Here is a 19,153-nt window from a genome sequence, read left to right on the forward strand (position 1 = left end):
GGTGCGCGACATCTAAAGCCCACTGCACCATCTGGTAGCGCCCTGATTTTCAGGCAACAAATTGCCCGCAAAACGCCCTGAAAACAATGAATTCAGGTTCACCGCAAAACTCACAGCTCTGTGGGATATCTCGCACAAACCATCTGGCGGATGTCCGATTTTGCGAAATTTCATCCTCCGTAGAATGGTCACTGTCAGGGATGACAAGCCAGCACGGACGTTGGCTCACGGATGAGAACTCCACGGATTCGGAGTTGCCCGATGGATAAGGGCTACAGGGATGACTGCAAGGATGAAGTGCTCAGGATGATGCGCAGCCTGATGGATCAGGCAGGGGTCAGCCACGGAATTTGGGGACTACACGGACAGTAGTCCCTTTCCGTGCACTAAATCGCTTTCGTACCCGCCTTGCCCTTTTTGTTCTGCACCGTTTCGAATCACCAATAGTCTCAATGGTTTGTCGCGCCTGACTGTTCATAACAACGTTATTACACTCAGGAGTTCTCCGATGAAACCAACCTCATTTCTGGCCACCCTTGTTCTGTTTTTCAGCCTGATCTCCGGCTCCGCTGCCTTTGCCAGCGAGCAGCCCGCCGTGAACATCAACACCGCCGATGTAGCCACTCTGGCTTCTCTGAGCGGCGTGGGTGAGAGCAAGGCCCAGGCTATTATTGAATACCGCGAAGCCAACGGCCCCTTCGACAGCATTGAGGCACTGGCCGATGTGAAGGGTATTGGTGCGCGTACGGTTGAAAAGAATGCCGACCGCCTCACCGTGAAATAAGCCCCGGGGCAGCCTCGCTGCCCCTCCCCTTTCCCCTATGGCGCGACGCCACTGCCACTGCTAACCTTGCCCGCTTGTTTCTCCAACCCGGCAGTTTGTGATGATTCACGGAGCACTTCTTATTGCCCTGGCCTCTTTGCTGTGGGCCACAACGGGGATTGTTGCCAAGTTTCTGTTCAACGGTACGGAACTGGAGGCCATCACCCTCGGTTTTTTACGCCTGGTGGTTGCGCTGCCATTCTTCTGGCTATTGATGCGGCGCGAGCAACGGCAGCTGGTGGCCCGAAACCCCGGCCAGACGGTACCCGGCAGCTCTTTGCGTTCTCTCAGCGGCAAGGCCATGATCACCCTAACCGCCCTGGGGCTGTTCCAGGCGTTTTACCAGGGCAGCTATCTGCTGGCCGTAGACCTGACCGGGGCCGGCATTGCCACCCTGATATCCCTGTGCCTGCCACCGGTTCTGGTGGCGATTCTGGCTGCCCCACTACTGGGCGAGAAACCTGGGCTGCTGACCGTACTGGCCGCCGTTGCTGCGATTCTGGGCACGGGTATGCTGGTGGTCAGTGACATGGACACAGCCGGCACCCTGCGGCTGGCCGGCATTCTGATGGCACTGCTGGCGGCGGCGGTATACACCGGCTTCACCCTCACCAGCCGCTACAACTCAACGGGCACACCGGTGTTTACCACCGCCTTTATCTGCTTTGGTACCGCCGCACTGCTGCTGTTGCCGGTGGTGGCCTTGAGTGGCGGCTTTGCAGGGCTGGAAACCATGGGGTTAAAGCACTGGCTGATGGTGTTGTACATCGGTGTGGTGCCCACCTGCATTGGCTATTTGCTGTTCTTTACCGGGATGAAAACCACGCCGGCGACGGTATCCAGCATTGTGGTGGTGCTCGAACCTTTGTTTATTGCCTTGCTGGCCTGGCTGATTCTGGGAGAGGAACTGGGGCCGATTGGTGTTGCCGGCGCGTTCATACTGACGGTGGCGGTGATTGTCGCCTCGCGCTATGGCAAGGCGCCCGGCGCCAGCCAGGAAAGCTGAACGCCGGGGTCAGGAACAGCTGGAGGATCAGCTGTCCTTGCGCTGTTTTTCCAGCATGTCCGGCTGCAGGATCTCAATCCAGTAGCCGTCCGGGTCTTTGATGAAGGCCAGGCCTTTCATTTTGCCGTCGTCCGGTTTTTTCACGAATTCCACGCCCAGCTTTTCGAAGCGCTCACAGGCAGCGTAGACATCGGGCACGGCAATGCCGATATGGCCGAAGCCCTGGGGCTCACCATTGCCGTTGTGGTAGGCAAAGTCGGCATCGTCTTCGGTGCCCCAGTTATGGGTAAGCTCCAGCATCGCTTCCCGGCCAAAGGTGTAGGTAGTCCGGTGGCCATCATCGTTTGGCACAAACTGAGCCTGCTTGTCGTCCAGGTAGCCCAGGAAGTAGAGCGTAAACTTCATCTCCGGGAAATCCAGCTTGCGAACCAGGCGCATGCCCAGTACCCGGGTGTAGAAGTCCATCGAACGCTCGGGCTCCTTGATGCGCATCATGGTCTGGTTAAAGACATAGCCTTCGGTTTCGGGAACGGGGTCATCGTACAGGCCCGGGGCCTGCTCAAAATGCTTGGGCATGTTGGTTTCCCTTATGTTTGGAGGATTCAAGCCATATACCTGCGTGCTACACAGGCAGATTTCAAGGTAGTGACCGGCATTACTCCGGCTGTGCTACACTCCCGCCGTTACCAGTTTGTCTAACAACCCGACAGTGAGCAGACAGAGCCCTCTATGGACTTTCAGGTGCCCAATACTCTGGCAGAACAGATTGCCAATTTCCTGGCCGAGCGCATCATGACCGGGCAGATCCGCCCCGGAGAGCGCATTCAGGAAGCCACGCTGGCCAACGAACTGAAAGTCAGCCGGGCCTCGGTTAAAGAAGCGCTCTACACTCTGGAGCGCTGGCACCTGGTGGAAATCACACCAAGGAAAGGCGCTTCAGCAACCCAGCTGAATGCTGAATACGCGTCGGAGCTCTACGACGTCTATATGCATTTGCTGATGATGCTGGCTTCGCGCCTGTGCGAGCGCTGGCAGGAGGCTGACAAAGACCGTTTACTGGTTGCGGTATCGCAGGTGGTCGAACGGATAAAAGAACCCCAACCCAATATCACCCGGGTGGTGGAAGCCAGCTTTAACGTGATGGAAGCTTGCTGCCAGGTCGTCGCCAACCCCTACCTGACCGAAGCGCTGTCCAACTTCAAACCTGCCGTGAGCCGAGCCTATTACCTTGGAGCAGACCGATACCGTAAGGGCCTTGCAACCACCAGTACGTTTTTCTCGGAGTTGCCCCAGGCGGTGTTGGCGAGGGATGCGACCAAAGCCACTGAGCTGATCCGAGGCTTCGCCGAGCATCAGAAAAACCTCATCCGCCAGGCACTGGATTGAAGCACCAGTCACGACCGTTCAGGTTGTGACCAGCCTCACAGATCACCCCCGCCTTCAGGCTTAAAGTAACAATGTGTAACTTTTAACGACCGCAGCTCTGGTTGTGTTGTCCCTGCGGCTGATCAGCACACGTCAGGTGTTCTGAATCAATCAATAACAACAAATCGTCGAACGAACCGGGGCCAACATGTCTTTTCTCATTCCTGAGGCCAGAAAATCCCTCGCCTGCCTGAGTCTGATGGCCGGCGCCTCATTAGCCTTGCCTGCCATGGCCGAATTCCAGCCGCTGGATGACACAACCCTGGCGGGTGTGACTGGCCAGGCCGGTGTAACCATTGAACTGGAAACCAAGCTCAATATTGATCACCTGATCTGGACCGATGAAGGCTCCCTGGGAATCAACGGCCTGAGATTGTCCGGCCAGAACGATACCGTGCTGGACAACATGAAGCTGACGATTGATATCGCGGGCAGTGGCGAGGTTCTGGAGCACGGTTTCTCCGAGATAGCACGCCGCGCCGACGCCGGTCTGCTCGATACCAGCAATCCCGATGTCGCGGACGCGCTGGCGAAATACTCGGTTGGCGGCAGTTTCGGCAAACAGTTCGACAGCGGCGACCTGGTGATCCATCTGGGGGCCAGCGATTACGGCGACCCCACCAGCCTGACCGATTACCTGCAGGCGGTGGATTTCGAACTGGCTATCGACAGCATCACCACCACCGGCAGTGAAGGCAGCGCCAGTTTATTCTCAAACATCCTGCTGCAGGGCTACATCGGCCCCACCGATCTGGTTATCCGCAATAACGGCGGCGCCACGCGCACCCTGGCCAACGGCAACGTGGTGTCCGGCTCGGAACTGCAGCTCGATACCCACTTCGAGATCAGCAACGGCAGCCTGAACTGGGACGCGGCCGACGTGATCCTGCTGTTCAACTTCGCCGCCGTTGGCATTGAAGGGCTACAGATTCATAACCGCCGTGGCGCGGATACCCTGGGGCACTTTGGTATGGCCCATGCCAAGGCTAACCTGTCCCGGGGCACCAGTGCCGCTTCTGGCAAAGAAGGCCTTTCTGTACACGATGTGGAATTCCGGGCTGATATCGACATGCCGGTATTCCGCATGGGTGACACCAGCATCGGCTCGGTTCAGTTCACAGACTTTGCCATCACCAACACCACCCTGATGGTGTACGGCCACTGAGCCAAACTGGACAAGCACTGCCCTGCACAGGGTACACTGCCCGCCACCAACAGACGGGCAGAGCATGACCAACAGCACTGACAGCAACTACCAGAAACGGACTTCCTGGCGACGGCTTACGGCCTTCGCCCTGTTGTTTGTGGCCATGACCGGCGCCGGCCTGTATGCGGTCTACGACCGCTTCGCCGGCCGCAGTTTCCAGTTCGACGATCGCCTGCTTTCTCCCACTCTGCTGTTGCCGGTCGCGGCCCTGCTGCTGATCTACTTCATGGCCGATGGTCTGCGCCTGCACTACACCCTCAAGGCGCTGGGGCACCGGCTGCCATTGCGCAAGATCTTCCGGCTGGTGTTCATTAATCTGTTTTTCTCCAACGTAACGCCCATGGCCACCGGGGGCGGGTTTGCCCAGATCTGGTACCTCACCCGCCATGGGGTGCCGGTGGCCCGGGCCACGGCAGCCACCACTATCCGCACGGTACTCGCAGTGGCGTTCATTTTCTCACTGACACCGGTCTTTCTATTGAGCCTGGAGGCCCTGGACGGCGGCATCTGGTCATCCGGTATCGGCACCGCACTGGCGGTGTTTGTGTCGCTCTATCTGGGGTTCTTCGCCGTGCTGCTGTTCCGGACACGCTGGATGATCCTGCCGTTGAGCGCTCTTGTCGCAGGCCTGCGCAAGGCACATCTGATCAACCACCGCCGGCACGACCGCTGGCAGTTCAAATTACGGCGGGAAATGCTGCGGTTTGCCCTGTGTTTCAGCGAATACCTCCGTGGCGCGCCACGGGACGTACTGCTGTCGGTAGTGTTCACCGCCGTGTTCCTGCTCAGCCTGTTCAGTTTTCCCGCCCTGCTGATTCAAGGCCTGGGCTATGAGGTGGATTACCTGACCACTCTGGGCTTGCTGGTGGTGACCACCTTCATCATGTATTTCTCCCCCACCCCCGGGGCCTCCGGCATATCGGAAGGCGTGTTCGGCAGTTTCTTCCGGGATATCCTGTCGGGCAATCACCTGGTGCTGGTCACTATTGCCTGGCGTTTTCTCACTATCTACCTGGGCATGCTCATCGGTTTGCTGGTGATGCAGAGGGAACTGATCAAAAGCCACCGGAGGCCGGAATGATCCGTCGTAACCCGCTTAAACTGCTGTTCTATCTGTGCCTGGCCATTGTGGTGGCGCTGGTGGGCTACAAGGTGTACCTGAATTTCTTCAAACAGGACTTTGAGGCCCTGCACAGCGAGCAGGTTGAACGCATCCACCAACGCACTCCGCCAGGCTCCGGTATCCGTTTTGCGGTGGTGGGCAACATCAACAATTCCGTGGGCATCTTCGAGCGCCGGTTTATCCCGACCCTGAATCAGGCCGGTGTGGACTTTCTGGTGTCGTCCGGCAATGCCGTGAGCGGCGGTGGCGAGGATAAATACCGGGCACTGTATGGCACCCTGAGCCACCTGGACATTCCCTATCTGCTCACCTTCGGCCCGCACGAATACGAGAATTTTGGCAGTTTCCGGTTTTATGATCATTTCGGGCCCCATTTCTACAGTGTGCGGGCCGGTAATACCCGGCTGATCTTCCTGGACAGCACCGGGAAAACACCCTGGCGCTGGCAGATGCGCTGGCTCCGGGACCTTCTGGCCCACGACACCAGCAACGCCCACATCCTGTTTATTGGCCACCCGCTTCTGCAACCGGAAACCCCAGCCCTGTTCGACGATGAAGACGACTACCTGCAACCTCCCGCCTTCCGGGAGGAGCTGCTGCAGCTGATTCGGGAGCAAGGCATCGACCTGGTGTTTTCGGCCAACCTGTCGCTCTTTGACGAGCAAGTGGTGGATGGCACGCCCTACATCACCACCGGGGGTGCCGGCGGGCTGGTGCTGAATACGGAGGATAGCTTCTACCACTACGTGGACGTACGGGTCTCTCCAGACGGCGACGTCAGCTACCAGATGGAGCGTCTGGAAGTGGGCCAGCATCCGGTCTGGAAGCGCCTGGAGAGCTTCTGGTTCTTCGTGTATTCCCTGTTCTACACCGGCTATCTGAACTTCATCCTGATCGTCTCGGTGTTTTTGGCGCTGACCATCAAGCTTTACCAGGTTATCTTCATCGGCAAGGATTACTACCCGGATTACGACCTGGACCCCACCCCGTGGCTCGAAAAGCCGTTGCGGGTCACCATGTTCACCAACAACTATCTGCCTTTCATTGGCGGGGTTCCGATTTCCATTGAACGGCTGCGCCGTGGCCTGGAACATCTGGGAGATAGCACCCAGATTGTCGCGCCCCGGTATCGCGACCAGCCCAGTCATGAGGATGCGGTAGTTCGGGTACCATCACTGCTGGCCATGGGCGAGAAACGGGAATTCCGTCTGGCCAATATTTTCCTGGCCCGTATCCGCAAGCAGGTGCGGGGCTTCCGGCCGGATGTGATTCACCTGCATCATCCGTTCTGGCTGGGTAGCCTGGGGCTGTTTATGGCCCGTCAGCTGCGCATCCCGGCCATCTATACCTACCACACCCGTCTGGAGCACTACGCTCACTTTGTCCCCCTGCCCGGGATGCTGTTCCGGAACCTGATTTCCCACGCTCTGATCAAACGCTTTGCCAACCGCTGCGATGGCGTGATCGTGCCGACTTACTCCACCGAGGAATACCTGCGGATGATCGGGGTGACCACACCCACCTTCGTACAACCCACTGGTATCGAGTACGAGCGTTTCCAGGCTGTGAAGCCCGCAGATGTGGAGACACTCCGGAAAAAACTGGCGCTGAGCAACGAGAAGGTCTTTATCAGCGTGGCCCGGCTTTCCAACGAAAAGAACATCGACTTCATGATCGAAGCCATCGACCGGCTGCGGCAGGAAAGCGACGTGCCGTTCCGGTTTCTGATGATTGGCGATGGCCACCAGAGGGACCGGCTACAGAAGAAAATTGACAGCCTGGAGCTGGGCTCTCACTTTACCCTGGTGGGCGCGGTTCAGCCGGAGGAGATGGCGCTCTGGTACAACCTTGGCGATGCCTTCCTGTTCGCCTCCAAATCCGAGACCCAGGGTATGGTGATTCTGGAAGCCATGTCTGCCGGGCTGCCGGTCGTGGCGGTTCGCTCCAGCGGTATTGAAGATGTGGTTCGGGACGGCCTGAACGGCTACAAGACTCCGGAGAACCAGGCCCGCTGGATTGAGAAAGCCCAACGGCTGCTTGAGGACGACAAACTGCGCACCGAGCTGTCGGACAAAGCCCGGGCCTTTGCCGAGGATTATTCCATCGAGCAATTTGCCAGGGATGTCCGGGGCATTTACGCGACCAGCCTGGCTGCCCGGGAGAAACGTAACAAAACGTCTTCATGAGTACCTTGGGTGCATTGCTCTGATCGGTTTACACTGAATGGACGTAAGCGGTATCAGTAACGTCACTTTTGTGTATTGGAGAAGCCTGTGAGCGGTATACCGGTTGGCATCAGCACTTGCCTGTTGGGCAAGGAAGTTCGGCACGACGGCGGCCATAAACATTCCCGATACTGCACCCAGGTGCTGTCTAAGCATTTCGAGTTCTGTTCTATCTGCCCGGAGCTGGAAGCGGGCCTTGGCGTGCCCCGCCCGGCCATTCACCTGCGCGAGCACGAAGACGGGCTGCACCTGATTGAAAGCAAAGGCACCAAAGACCACACACAACCCATGCAGGACTTCATCCAGCAGATTTTGCCCTCCCTGGAGAATCTGCGCGGCTATATCCTGATGGCGAAATCGCCCAGTTGCGGTATGGAACGCATCAAGATTCACAACGCCGAAGGCAGTTTCATGCACAGGGATGGCCGCGGCATGTTCGCCGAGGCGCTGATGAAAGCCTACCCGCTGATGCCGGTGGAAGAGGAAGGCCGCCTGCACGATGACATGCTGCGGGAAAACTTCATTGAACGGGTATTTGCCTACGACGACTGGATGCAGAACGTGGCAGGCGAAAACCTGACCAAGCAGGCGCTGATTGATTTCCACACCCGCCACAAGTTCACGCTGCTGGCTCATTCAGAAAAGATCTACCGGCAACTGGGCCCGATGCTGGGCGACCTCAAATCCGAACCTCTGGAACAGATTGCCGACCGCTATATCCATCAGTTCATGGAAGCCATGACCCAACGGGTAAGCCGTGGCTCGCATGTGAATGCCATGCAGCATCTGCTGGGTTTTCTGAAAGAAGGCATGTCGGCCGAGGAAAAAACCGTTCTGCTGGAGCAGATCGAAGCCTATCGGCGTGGTGAGATACCTCTGGTGGTGCCCATGACGCTGCTGCGCCTGGCCCAACGCAAGGAACCGGTAGACTACCTGCACTCCCAGAAATACCTGACGCCCTACCCGGACGAACTGGGCCTTAGAAATAACGTGTAACCCCAAAAACAAACGGGGCAGAGGATTATTCCCCTGCCCCGTATTTGTTTGTGGCTACCGGGTGTGTCAGAACCCGTACAGCAAAGACAACGAGGTTTCTGTGTCAGTCTTGTCGGTACCGGCGGGCGCATCGGATACATGCTTTACCCGGAACGCCGCTTTCATCGACAGCGACCCCACGATACTGGTCTGCAGGGCCGTTTCGGACTGGCTGATGGTGTTGTTCTCATCCAGTCCAATTTCGGTACTGAGCTTCTGCCGGAACAGGGCGGTGTCGGATAAGGCGTAGTCGAAATGGGCGGCTAATCTTGCGATCGCTTCCTTTTCGGCGTCGTCGCCATCGTCATTCACCTCTTCAAGCTTGTTATACCGATAACCCAGACCCGCCGAAAGGTCGAGGAACGATCGCTCTCCCACCTGCCAGACGCGGTTTCCGTAACCAGTGCTCAAGGTAGACTCGAATTCGTAACCGGAGAAACGATCGTCTTCCCAGGAACCTCTGACAAACCAGTATTGTTGCTCATCGAACTTGTAGTCGGATTCCAGCGCAACCTGATACTCCTCTGCCGTGGTTTCTTCATCGGCTTCAGTGTACCGGGAACTGAACTCGCCGGTATTCCGCCACATCGTTGTCTCATGTTTGAGAGCCAGCCGACCATTCACCTTGGTTTCTTCGGTGTTGCCAGAGGTCAGCAAAATGCCAAGTTCAGCTTCACCTTCGACGTTGCCGCTTTCCTGGGCCCAGACCACGGGGGCCACCACCAGGCAGGCAACCGCCAGGGGTTTTCTGATCAACATACTATCTCCTTACTCAGGGGCTGTTAATTCACAGCAGACTTACGCTGCTTTTCCCCCTCCAGACTCCTGCGCGCCTGTGCTTCCCGTTCGGCCTTCTTGCGGGCCTTTCGCTCAGCAATAATGCGTGCGGCCTCGCCGCCGACGTGTTCTTCTCCCCGCTCTCGGGCCAGGCGCATCTGGCGCTCACGCTCCTTGAAACGGGCTTTCTGTTCTTCGGTCAGGCTGTCGATGCACTGGTGGCAACTGACACCCTGTTCGTATTCCGGGCGCTGCTTGTCGGCCTCGGTAATCGGCCGGCGACAGGCGTGGCACTGGTCGTATTCGCCACGTTCCAGGTTGTGATTCACCGTTACCCGATCGTCAAATACGAAACACTCACCCTGCCACAGACTCTGCTCCTGGGGAACCTCTTCCAGGTACTTCAGGATGCCGCCCTTGAGGTGATACACCTCTTCGAAGCCCTGCTCTTTCAGATAAGCCGTAGACTTCTCGCAGCGGATACCGCCGGTGCAGAACATGGCGACTTTCTTGTGCTTCTGCGGGTCGAGGTTCTGCTTCACATAGTCGGGAAACTCGCGGAAGGTGTCAGTGGCCGGATTGACGGCGTTTTTGAAAGTGCCGATCTCGACTTCGTACTGGTTACGGGTGTCGACCAGGACAACGTCCGGATCAGAGATCAGGTCGTTCCATTGTTGCGGCTCCACGTAGGTGCCGACAATCCGTTTGGGATCGATGCCGTCGACGCCCATGGTGACGATTTCTTTCTTGAGTTTGACCTTGGTGCGCTTGAACGGCTGGATGTCGACGAAGGATTCTTTGTAGTCGATGCCGTTGAAACGGTCGTCTTTGCCAATCCACGCTTTCACAGCGTCGATGCCTTTCCGGCTGCCGGCGATGGTTCCGTTGATGCCTTCGCGGGCCAGCAACAGGGTGCCGTGCACGCCTTTTTCCAGCATCAGGTTCAGCAAGGGCTGGCGTAGGTCTTTGTAATCATTGAGGACTGCGAACTTGTAGAGCGCGCAGACGACGATTTCGTTGCTCATGGTATTCTCCTGCGGGCCGGATCGTAAATCCGGAGCATGATTTGATATTTGTCACGGCCAGTGGGCGCGAGGGGGCAAAGTTTAATCAACCAGGCCCCCGATGCAAGTTGCGGATGGCCGCATTACTCCGCTTTGGCCAACTCCCGCTCTACAACCGCCGACAACTGGCCCCAGCCGGGCCGGGTCAACTGGATGTTGTCGACCATCACCGTGGGTGTGCTGGCGACCCGGAGCTGGACAGCCACTTGCAGGCTCTGTTCGACAGCTTCCCGGTGCAGTTCGGTTTCCATGCAACGACGGAAGCGGCGTTCTTCCAGGCCGAGGTCATTGGCGTAGCGGGTGAAGGTGGCCGTCGGATCGTTGGAGCCACTCCAGTCCAACTGGGAACCGTAGAGTTTGTCGTGCATGGCCCAGTACTGGTCCTGATCACCCGCACAACGGGCGGCCAAGGCGGCGGGCATGGCGTTCTGGTGCTGGCGCAGAGGCAGGTCGAAATAGACGAAACGGACTTTACCGGACTCCACATATTCTTTCTTGAGGCGCTGGCTGGCTTCGGCGAAGCGGGCACAGGCCGGGCACTGGTAGTCGGCGAACTCGCGGACGACAACCGGCGCGTCTTCGTTGCCAACGGAGACACCGTACTGGTCAACAATGGCGGGAAATTCGTCGGCGTTGGGGGCCGCCACGGGAAGTGCCTCGGAGCTGGGTGCCGGTGGTTTGGTGACGAAATACAGGCCGGCAATGACGGCCACCCCAATCACCAGTGACAGGACGATGATCAGTGATTTGCGGCCCTGCGTGTTGCGTGGCGAGGGGGCGCCGGTCTGCTTACGTCGTTTTGCTTCACCCATGACGGGCTCCTTGTCTGGAGGTTAATTACACACTATCTCAGAAAACCGGTTTCGCGGCTCTGCGGGAACAGGCTAAGATCCCCCATAGCTTGAGAAAGTTCCAATAAAAATCAAGGACTCAACATGCCAATTCCCGCACAGCTCCAAAATCAGCTTCGTCTTCCGTTAATTGCCGCCCCCATGTTTCTGATTTCCTCACCCCGCCTGGCCCTTGCCTGTTGCAAAGCCGGCATCGTGGGCAGTTTTCCAGCCCTGAACCAGCGCAGCAGTGAGGGTTTCGAGCAATGGCTGGTGCAGATGAATGACGAGCTGGCGCAATGGCAAGCGCAGCAACCAAGCGCGACAACCGCGCCCTATGCCGTGAATCTGGTGGTTCACCGCACCAACCCGCGCTGGCAAGCGGATCTGGAGCTTTGTGTAAAACACCAGGTGCCAATTGTCATTACCTCCCTGGGCGCGGCCAGTCAGGTGGTGGAAGCCGTGCACAGCTACGGTGGGCTGGTGTTCCACGATGTCACCAATCAGAAACACGCCCGCAAGGCGGCAGAAGCCGGGGTGGATGGCATCATTGCGGTCAGCGCCGGCGCCGGTGGCCATGCCGGTACCACCAACCCGTTTGTACTGGTGCATGAAATCCGTGAGGTGTTCGATGGCACCATTTTGCTGGCCGGCGGTTTGTCCCACGGAGAGGATCTGTTGGCAGCCCAGGCGCTGGGGGCAAATCTGGCCTATATGGGCACACGGTTTATCAATACCGAGGAATCCGAGGCAGAGGATGCCTATCGGAACATGATCATCGAAGCCGTATCAGCGGATATCATCCATACCCCGGCGGTGTCCGGTGTACCGGCCAGTTTTATGCGCCAGAGTCTGGAGGCCGCTGGCTTTGATATGCAGAAGCTGAACCAGGCCGGCGATGTGAATTACGGCGAGAAGCTCAAGCCCATGGACGATGAGGCCAAGGCCTGGAAGACCGTCTGGTCCGCCGGCCAGGGCGTGAGCCAGATTCATGATGTGGTGTCGGTTGAAGCATTGGTTCAGCGCCTGGAAGCGGAGTATCAGCAGGCCCGTTCACGCCTGATGGGGTGATTCCGGATAGCGGTTGGCGAAGGCCTGAAGTTCAGGGAAGAAGGCCAGAAAATGGCCTTCCAGTTCGGCTTCGTTGTCCCGAATTTCGTCGATGATGCCGGTAAACCGGTTGGCAAAGCGGATCCGGCCGGCCACGCGGTCGAGGGCATAACCGATGTTATCCAGATCCTGATAGGCGCCAAACCAGTCGTGTTCGACCATGCGGCGGGTCACCACCGCCATGTTGTCGGGCATCAGCGCCTGGTGGCTTTGCAGTTCCCGGTATACGGTCCGGATGAAGGTATCTTTATCCCAGTCGCTGAACTGTTCCCAGTGCCGGAGCAGAAAGTGGTCGTAGAGGATATCCAGAGCCACGCCGGCAAAGCGCCGGCGCTCCCTTGAGAACAGGCTTTTACTGGCCAGCACCTGCGGATGCTGATCGGTGAATACATCAACCGCCAGGTGGTGCCGCACGCCTGCAAGCACCGGCGACGGCACATGATCCCAGTCCAGCCCCCGGGTGAAATCCCCGAGAATACTGCCCACTCTCGCCTCCGGTGAGTCCGGTGCGAGGAAGGTGTGGGCGAGGTGGTTCATGGCTCAGTCTTCGCTTTCCAGTTCGATTTCATCGGCCACGAAGTTGCCCGGTGTTGGCTCACGATACTCTACTTCAAGTACCGGCCGCTGCCCGGCATCGAAGGCATCAATCAACTCGTCGCGGCTGGTGCCTTCAAACTGGGTATTTATCGTGGTTTGCACATCAATTCCCAGTACCGTGAACACAGTCCCCTGCACGTGCGTGAGCTGACCCTGGCTTTCATATTCACGATCCGCCGCTGGCCCATTGTCTTCCTCATTGCGCTCAACCTTTATCGCTTCAAGCACAACGCCAGAGCCGGACTGCCGCTCAATCCCTTCCACTTCCAACTGATAACTGCCGTTCAGGTCCGCCAGTTTCAGGCGCAGATCGCTGTCATCGTCGGTGATGATCGTCCGTGGAGTGAGCTGCACCAACACACCACCAACCCGGAAGGTCTGGTCGTTGAAGTTGAGCGTGTTGACGTCGAGGACACCGTCTACTGACGCGTTGCCCTCCCGAGCTTCAATTTCTTCAGCCAGTACGGAGCCATTGTCCTGGAAATCCCCCTCAACCTGTATCAGCATGCCGGCAGTCAGATCCGAGGCCGACAAGCCATCATCAAACTCGGTGTTATCGTCGACAAAGACGATCAGGCCGTTGATGTGGAAGGATCGGTCCGATGCGTTGTAGTCGGTGCTCACAGGGCCTGAAAACTCAATGTCATCGCCGGAGCCTCGACGGTAGCGACGGGTTTCGCCTTCGTCGATTTCCCGGGCAATCAATACGCCATTGGAGATCGTACCTTCGGCCTCCACCAGCAGAAGATCGGCCAGATCGGCTTCCGTCAGCGACCCGGCGAACGCGCTGTCAGTGTAAGAGACCGACTGCCCGTTAATGCTGAACTGATTCAGATTCAGCTGCAATGAACCCTCGTCGATGCGGCCTTCAATCTCTACGTTGGTTTCGTCCTGCGTCATCAAACCAATGTGGCTTGCCCGGTACCGGCCGTTGGGGTCCGGCTCACGCCAGCCACTGATGCGCACGAAAGCGCCGTCTGCCAGGGTTTCAAGCGCAATGTCCTTGAACACCGTCTGCTGGTCGGCAACCACAGTCTGTCCGTAGATGGTGAACTGCACCGATTCGACCATACCGTCGGCATCCAGGGTCTGGGTCAGATTGGCGACAAGACCACGGAAGGTATCGTCGTACTCGACCGACTCCGCATTCCCCCGGCCATCAACCCGCCACTCGCCTTCGATCCTCAGGATCATGCCTTCCTGTAACTGGTCTTCACGCTCAATGCCGTCATCACTGCTGACGCGACCATCCGTCTCAAACTTCACGCCATTGACGAAGACACTGCCGAAACCGGAAACCGGCCCAACGCTGGAGCCAGTGCCTCGGATGCCGCCGTCGGCAACGTCGACACCACCGCCACCACCGCCGCAGGCACTCAACACGCCGAGTGCGATCGGTGCGGCGGCCAGTTTCAGCATTCTGTGAAGCGTTACTGCTCTGAACATTATTCTCTCCTGCAGGCCATCCGGGCCCGCCACTGATTGTCAGCTGTCGTTGTGGCGTCGTCGTAGCTTGTCGATGTCAACAAAATCATCGTAATTGCCCAGGCTCAGTGAACCGGTAGCACCCCAGGGAGCATAAGCGCTTCTCTTTAACAGAACGTGACCGCTCTCCAGGGTTTCCACAATGCCCTTTCGAAGCAGTTCCGCAAGCACGACAGAAGGCACCAGGTTTGGGTTGGCAATTTGCACCAGGTCAACAAAGGAATGGGGTTCATGGGGCGTTGCAAGCACCACCCTCGGGTGGTTCTGCTCATCCAGGAAATGCTCGGAACTCAGCCAGTATCTCACCACCTGACGGGCGCCCGGTGAAAGCAGCATGCTGACCAGTTCGGTGGTTTGCCAGCGCGGGGGCTGTCCGGTCGGGACATTAAGAGCCATCATCATTCGTCTCCGCTCTTGTTCGTCTGAACCGGCTCTTCAAAATAGAAAATGCTGACGCCGGTCCGTACCGATTCGCCGCCCTCCTGGCCGGATACTCCCCGGTCGTGAGGCCCTAACCAGCTGTCCAGATCTTCCAGCAGGGCCTGGGACTGCCTTGCGGCTTGTTCACGCCACGCAGTAATCACCTCTGGTGGTATTTCATTATAGGTCAGGGTGCGCTGGAACAGCGGCTCACGCCCGACATCCCGACTCACCAGATTGTGATCAATAGTGGCTACAAGATCAGATACGTCCTCTCCGAAGATCTGGAGCATTTCTTCGCTGTCTCCGGCCGGCACATACGCCCGCTGTTTCAGGATCAGGAACCCATTATCCGGCTCAACCGCGACTACCCCCACCCGCTGGAGCTCATCCAGTACCGCTCTGGGAGTCATATCGCCACTGTATTTTCGAACCAGCTCACTGAAGCTCCCGGCGCCCTCGAATGCCAGCACCGCGGGCTGTCCATTCGCAGCCTGATAGGTCTCATCGTGCACCCATCCGGACACCACACGCGAAGCGCGATTGGCATGAGAGGTTCGTTCGCTGACCGGGCTTTGCCCCGCCAATATCTCTCGTTGTTTTCGCACTTCTTTGCGGGTCAGGCCTGTCATCACTGCCGCTCTGGAATCGGTTGGTTTGCGGCGCCCGTCAGAGAAATCCTCCAACGCAGCCTCCACATACGCCCTTTTCACCAGCTCAGAGAATTCGCCGAACGGTACGCCATTGCGCAACAGCAGTCTGGCCATGGGGCGCAAAATGCGGAACAGCGCTTGGTGCAGGGGATTGGATTTGGCATCAGTCATGTTTGGGATTGTATTCCCATCTTGCCCCGGAAAACCAGACACAGGTTGCGGTATCCCCCGCAACCTGTGTCCTTCAACCTCAGTTTTCGGGGTTTGCGGTCAACACATACTCTCCGCCGATGGTCTGGTCGTACTCAACCTCGGCTTCATCACCAACCTGAAGACCCGCAACGCTGAAGTCATTCAGCAGGATTTCCAGATTCATCACGGTCAGTGACGTATCAGAAATGGCATCGATTCTGGCCTCCAGCTCAAAGTTATCATCTTCGTCGCTGTCTTCCCGCTCAATGGTGAAGGCTTCGAGGTAATCAGTACGCTGACGACCTTCCACCTCGACATAGTCCCCAACGCTGAAGGCGTTGATGTCATCAACCCGATTACGCAGGTCGTTATCACTGTCATCATCGTCGATCAGGGTATTTGCGGTGAGTTGAACGCGAACGCCACTGACCACCAGCAATTCACTGTCCAGATCGATCTCCTGGATGATGCCGTCCAGTTCCGCATCGCCTTCCTGGCCTTCCACTTCTTCCGCCAGCAGGGTGTTGTTGCGGAAATCACCCTCGACTTTCACGAACACGCCATCCTGGAGGCTGCCCTCGCTGATGTCGTCAAACTCGGTCTCAGCGTTTAGCTGCACCAGAACGCCATTAATCCGGAAGGTGCGGGCAGACGCATCGAAATCGTAGATATCACCGGAAATTTCAACGTCGTCGTTATCGTCAAACAGGTCGTCCTCATCATCAATTTCTTCGGCGAGCAGGACATCGCCGTCTGCGTTGAGCTGACCTTCCACTTCAACCGCGAGCCCGTTCTCCAGTTGGTCCAGACTGAAATCGTCATCCGCGACCGCGCTGGTGTAATCCACTGTAAAACCGTTGATGGTGAAGGTATGCAACTGCGCATCCAGGTTCTGGACCACGCCTTCAAGTTCAGCCTCATTCACATCGTCAAAATCCGAGCCCAGCAGACGAGCACCCACGAAGCTGGCCCGGAAGCTGCCGTCATCCAGCCGCCAGCCGCTTACCCGAACCCGATAGTTGGCAGGCGCCGCCGCAAGCTCAACCGGTGTGGCTCCGCGGAATACCGTCTGGTTGTTAAGCACAACCACCTGCCCCAGCAACTCCAGCTGTCCGGTGCTGGCAGTGGCATCCCAGGTTGCCGCAACCAGCGGCCCCCTCAGGGTGTCGTCATAGAACACAGCGTCGGCCTGGCCCTGGCCCCGCTCGTCCCAGCCACCTTTGATTTTCAGCACCATGCCTTTTTCAAGCTGGCCCTCACGCTCAATGCCGTCGTCACTGCTAACGCTGCCATCGGTCGCAAACCGGGTTCCGTTGACATACACGCTACCAAAACCGGTCACCGCACCAACACTGGTGCCCTCGGCATTGCCACTCGCACCTACTGAACCGGAGGAGCCGGAGCCACCGCCACCACAGGCGGCCAGACCGCCGGCCAAGGTACCAACCAGAACCAACTTGATCGCTTTTGAAAGTCCGTTGCGCTTCATCTTCCTTCTCCCGACTGATTTGACAGAATCCGGCGCATTTTTCAGCGCCACAATAATTGGGATATTTTTCCCAAACAATTAAATGGGAAAATAATCCCAAATTTTCAATTTGTCCAGCCGGAAAAGATGACAATTTCGTGAATCGTTTCTGGAAACGTGTCCGGGAGCTGAACCAGGCATTCAGCCCCCGGGACAAAATACCGCTACTCGCCCATCAGTTGACGAATGCGTTGGTTCAGGCGGTCCACCTCCCGCCGCATGTCCTGCACTTCGTCCAGCAGCTCCAGCGACATGGCCAGCCCGGGCAGGTTGAGTTTGAGATCCCGCTGCAGGCGCAGCGCTTTCTGCAGGCGACTCAGTGCGGCCACGTCAAATTTCCACTGGCGCACTTCCGGCACCTCGTCCAGTGGCGCGATGACTCCATAGTCCACCAGTTTGATCACAAACTCTGCATGACAGTCCCCGCGTTCGCAGATTTCCCGAAGCGAGAAGGTGCTGCCATCGGTGTCGGTGACTTCCACCATCAGAATCCGGTCTTTGCTCGTCATGTTCGCCTCCCTCACACGTGCAGCTTGCTGCGCGGATTAAAGCCTTTCTCCAGCTCAGCCAGCTTCTCGTAGAGTGCTTCGGCTTCCGCCGTGTGCTGTTCGGGCATGGCCACTTGCAGTACCACAATCTGGTCGCCCGGGTGTTTGCCCGGAAAGCCTTTGCCCTTGAGCCGGAGTTTGCGCCCGCTGGTGGTCCCCTTCGGCACCTTCACATTCACCTTTCCGGTCACCGTTGGCACTGTGACCGTTGCCCCCAGGGCGGCTTCCCACGGCGAAATCGGCACGGTAACCAGCACATCCCGGCCCTCAACACTGAAGTGAGGGTGGGGCGCCAGTTCCACTTCGATAAACAGATCGCCAGGCTCACCTCCACCAATTCCGGGTGCGCCCTGGCCCTTCAGCCGGATATGCTGCCCTTCCCGCATGCCCGCAGGGATTTTTACTTTCAGGGTTTTCTGGCGTGGTATCAGGCGGCCATGGTCATCCGGTTCATGAACCGTGAACGACACCTGTTTCTCGCAACCGTTAAAAGCTTCTTCAAGAAACAGGGCCAGCCGGGCATGCACATCCTCGCCCCGCATTCTCATGCTCTGGTGAAAACCGCCACCCCCGAAGCCTCCACGCCGGCCACCGCCGAAGATTTCCTCAAAAAAATCACTGAACTGGCGAGCGTCGGCCTCGGTGTATCCTCCACCGCCAAAGCCGGAGGCACTCTGCCAGCCCGGTGGCGGCTGGAATGAGCCATCGGCGCGGGCACCGTACTTGCGCAACTGGTCGTACTCGGCCCGTTTCTCGGGGTCTTTGAGCACTTCATAGGCTTCGCCCACATCTTTAAAACGGTCGCTCGCGTCGGCCTCTTTGCTGACATCCGGGTGGTACTTCCGCGCCAGCTTACGGTAGGCCTTCTTGATCTCCTCGGGTGTGGCAGACTCACTCACACCGAGGACGGCGTAATAGTCTTTAAAATCCATGGCGCTCCTCGCATCTGACCAAAGAGGTTTCTCTGATTACCTATAGTTGACGCTGATGGAAAAAATACAAGCCGTGGCTGAGCGACATTTGAGGCAGGTCAAGCAGTGAGATGCGGTTCACAATGACCGCCAGATGGCCGGATCTGACAACCGCGAAGCCCCTTCTCCCATTC

Annotated in this window: 19 protein-coding genes; 8 read left to right on the plus strand and 11 right to left on the minus strand. The window is 57.8% G+C overall.

Annotated elements, in window-relative coordinates; translation table 11 throughout:
- Nucleotides 1–508: 508 nt before the first annotated feature.
- Both JIF53_RS10510 and JIF53_RS10515 read left to right on the plus strand, forming a co-directional pair.
- Nucleotides 509–784: a ComEA family DNA-binding protein gene (locus tag JIF53_RS10510; RefSeq protein ID WP_199452437.1), complete on the plus strand. Its 276-nt coding sequence runs from the start codon at nt 509–511 to the stop codon at nt 782–784.
- A gap of 100 nt (nt 785–884) precedes the next feature.
- A complete protein-coding gene (locus tag JIF53_RS10515) occupies nt 885–1,829 on the plus strand; it encodes a DMT family transporter (protein ID WP_199452438.1) in 945 nt (314 codons plus the stop codon).
- A gap of 27 nt (nt 1,830–1,856) precedes the next feature.
- On the opposite strand, the gene gloA is transcribed toward JIF53_RS10515, so the two are convergent.
- Nucleotides 1,857–2,405, minus strand: coding sequence for a lactoylglutathione lyase (gene gloA / locus JIF53_RS10520; protein WP_199452439.1), 549 nt, complete (start codon nt 2,403–2,405; stop codon nt 1,857–1,859).
- 153 nt (nt 2,406–2,558) lie between these two features.
- On the opposite strand from gloA, the gene JIF53_RS10525 reads away from it, so the two are divergent.
- The 5 genes from JIF53_RS10525 to JIF53_RS10545 all read left to right on the plus strand — a co-directional run bounded on the left by JIF53_RS10525 (nt 2,559) and on the right by JIF53_RS10545 (nt 8,805).
- Entirely contained in the window at nt 2,559–3,215 is a 657-nt protein-coding gene (locus JIF53_RS10525) for a GntR family transcriptional regulator (protein WP_199452440.1), read from the plus strand.
- Between the two features lie 187 nt (nt 3,216–3,402).
- The gene (locus JIF53_RS10530) at nt 3,403–4,419 is read left to right on the plus strand and encodes a DUF6160 family protein (RefSeq protein ID WP_199452441.1); all 1,017 of its coding nucleotides are present in this window, start codon (nt 3,403–3,405) and stop codon (nt 4,417–4,419) included.
- Between the two features lie 64 nt (nt 4,420–4,483).
- Nucleotides 4,484–5,542, plus strand: coding sequence for a lysylphosphatidylglycerol synthase transmembrane domain-containing protein (locus JIF53_RS10535; RefSeq protein WP_199452442.1), 1,059 nt, complete (start codon nt 4,484–4,486; stop codon nt 5,540–5,542).
- Nucleotides 5,539–7,770: a glycosyltransferase gene (locus JIF53_RS10540; protein ID WP_199452443.1), complete on the plus strand. Its 2,232-nt coding sequence runs from the start codon at nt 5,539–5,541 to the stop codon at nt 7,768–7,770. Before JIF53_RS10535 ends, JIF53_RS10540 begins: the two co-directional genes overlap by 4 nt.
- A gap of 87 nt (nt 7,771–7,857) precedes the next feature.
- Complete coding sequence (locus JIF53_RS10545) at nt 7,858–8,805, plus strand: YbgA family protein (protein ID WP_199452444.1); 948 nt, start codon at nt 7,858–7,860, stop codon at nt 8,803–8,805.
- Between the two features lie 66 nt (nt 8,806–8,871).
- Here JIF53_RS10545 and JIF53_RS10550 read toward each other — a convergent pair whose 3' ends face one another.
- From JIF53_RS10550 to JIF53_RS10560, 3 genes are all read right to left on the minus strand, one after another.
- Nucleotides 8,872–9,603 (minus strand): DUF481 domain-containing protein, encoded by a 732-nt coding sequence (locus JIF53_RS10550; RefSeq protein ID WP_199452445.1) that lies wholly within the window; start codon nt 9,601–9,603, stop codon nt 8,872–8,874.
- Between the two features lie 23 nt (nt 9,604–9,626).
- Nucleotides 9,627–10,646 (minus strand): rhodanese-related sulfurtransferase, encoded by a 1,020-nt coding sequence (locus tag JIF53_RS10555; RefSeq protein ID WP_199452446.1) that lies wholly within the window; start codon nt 10,644–10,646, stop codon nt 9,627–9,629.
- A 122-nt stretch (nt 10,647–10,768) separates the two neighbouring features.
- Entirely contained in the window at nt 10,769–11,497 is a 729-nt protein-coding gene (locus JIF53_RS10560; RefSeq protein WP_011786455.1) for a DsbA family protein, read from the minus strand.
- Between the two features lie 123 nt (nt 11,498–11,620).
- Here JIF53_RS10560 and JIF53_RS10565 point away from each other — a divergent pair, with 123 nt between their 5' ends.
- Complete coding sequence (locus JIF53_RS10565; protein WP_199452447.1) at nt 11,621–12,586, plus strand: NAD(P)H-dependent flavin oxidoreductase; 966 nt, start codon at nt 11,621–11,623, stop codon at nt 12,584–12,586.
- On the opposite strand, the gene JIF53_RS10570 is transcribed toward JIF53_RS10565, so the two are convergent.
- From JIF53_RS10570 to JIF53_RS10600, 7 genes are all read right to left on the minus strand, one after another.
- Nucleotides 12,569–13,162 carry an ACP phosphodiesterase gene (locus JIF53_RS10570; RefSeq protein ID WP_199452448.1) on the minus strand — a complete coding sequence of 198 codons (594 nt, stop codon included), beginning with the start codon at nt 13,160–13,162 and terminating at the stop codon, nt 12,569–12,571. The genes JIF53_RS10565 and JIF53_RS10570 overlap by 18 nt on opposite strands.
- Before the next feature lie 3 nt (nt 13,163–13,165).
- A complete protein-coding gene (locus tag JIF53_RS10575; RefSeq protein WP_199452449.1) occupies nt 13,166–14,668 on the minus strand; it encodes a DUF5666 domain-containing protein in 1,503 nt (500 codons plus the stop codon).
- 39 nt (nt 14,669–14,707) lie between these two features.
- Nucleotides 14,708–15,109 carry a hypothetical protein gene (locus JIF53_RS10580; protein WP_014422396.1) on the minus strand — a complete coding sequence of 134 codons (402 nt, stop codon included), beginning with the start codon at nt 15,107–15,109 and terminating at the stop codon, nt 14,708–14,710.
- Nucleotides 15,106–15,951, minus strand: coding sequence for a DUF6502 family protein (locus JIF53_RS10585; protein WP_023008538.1), 846 nt, complete (start codon nt 15,949–15,951; stop codon nt 15,106–15,108). The genes JIF53_RS10580 and JIF53_RS10585 overlap by 4 nt, the downstream gene beginning before the upstream one ends.
- A gap of 79 nt (nt 15,952–16,030) precedes the next feature.
- The gene (locus JIF53_RS10590) at nt 16,031–17,461 is read right to left on the minus strand and encodes a DUF5666 domain-containing protein (RefSeq protein WP_199452450.1); all 1,431 of its coding nucleotides are present in this window, start codon (nt 17,459–17,461) and stop codon (nt 16,031–16,033) included.
- Nucleotides 17,462–17,664: 203 nt separating this feature from the next.
- Nucleotides 17,665–18,009 (minus strand): chaperone modulator CbpM, encoded by a 345-nt coding sequence (locus tag JIF53_RS10595; protein ID WP_199452451.1) that lies wholly within the window; start codon nt 18,007–18,009, stop codon nt 17,665–17,667.
- Nucleotides 18,010–18,020: 11 nt separating this feature from the next.
- Nucleotides 18,021–18,980, minus strand: coding sequence for a DnaJ C-terminal domain-containing protein (locus JIF53_RS10600; RefSeq protein WP_199452452.1), 960 nt, complete (start codon nt 18,978–18,980; stop codon nt 18,021–18,023).
- Between the last annotated feature and the right edge of the window lie 173 nt (nt 18,981–19,153).

The sequence above is a fragment of the Marinobacter sp. bablab_jr008 genome (assembly GCF_016464145.1).
Classification (GTDB): Bacteria; Pseudomonadota; Gammaproteobacteria; order Pseudomonadales; family Oleiphilaceae; genus Marinobacter; species Marinobacter nauticus.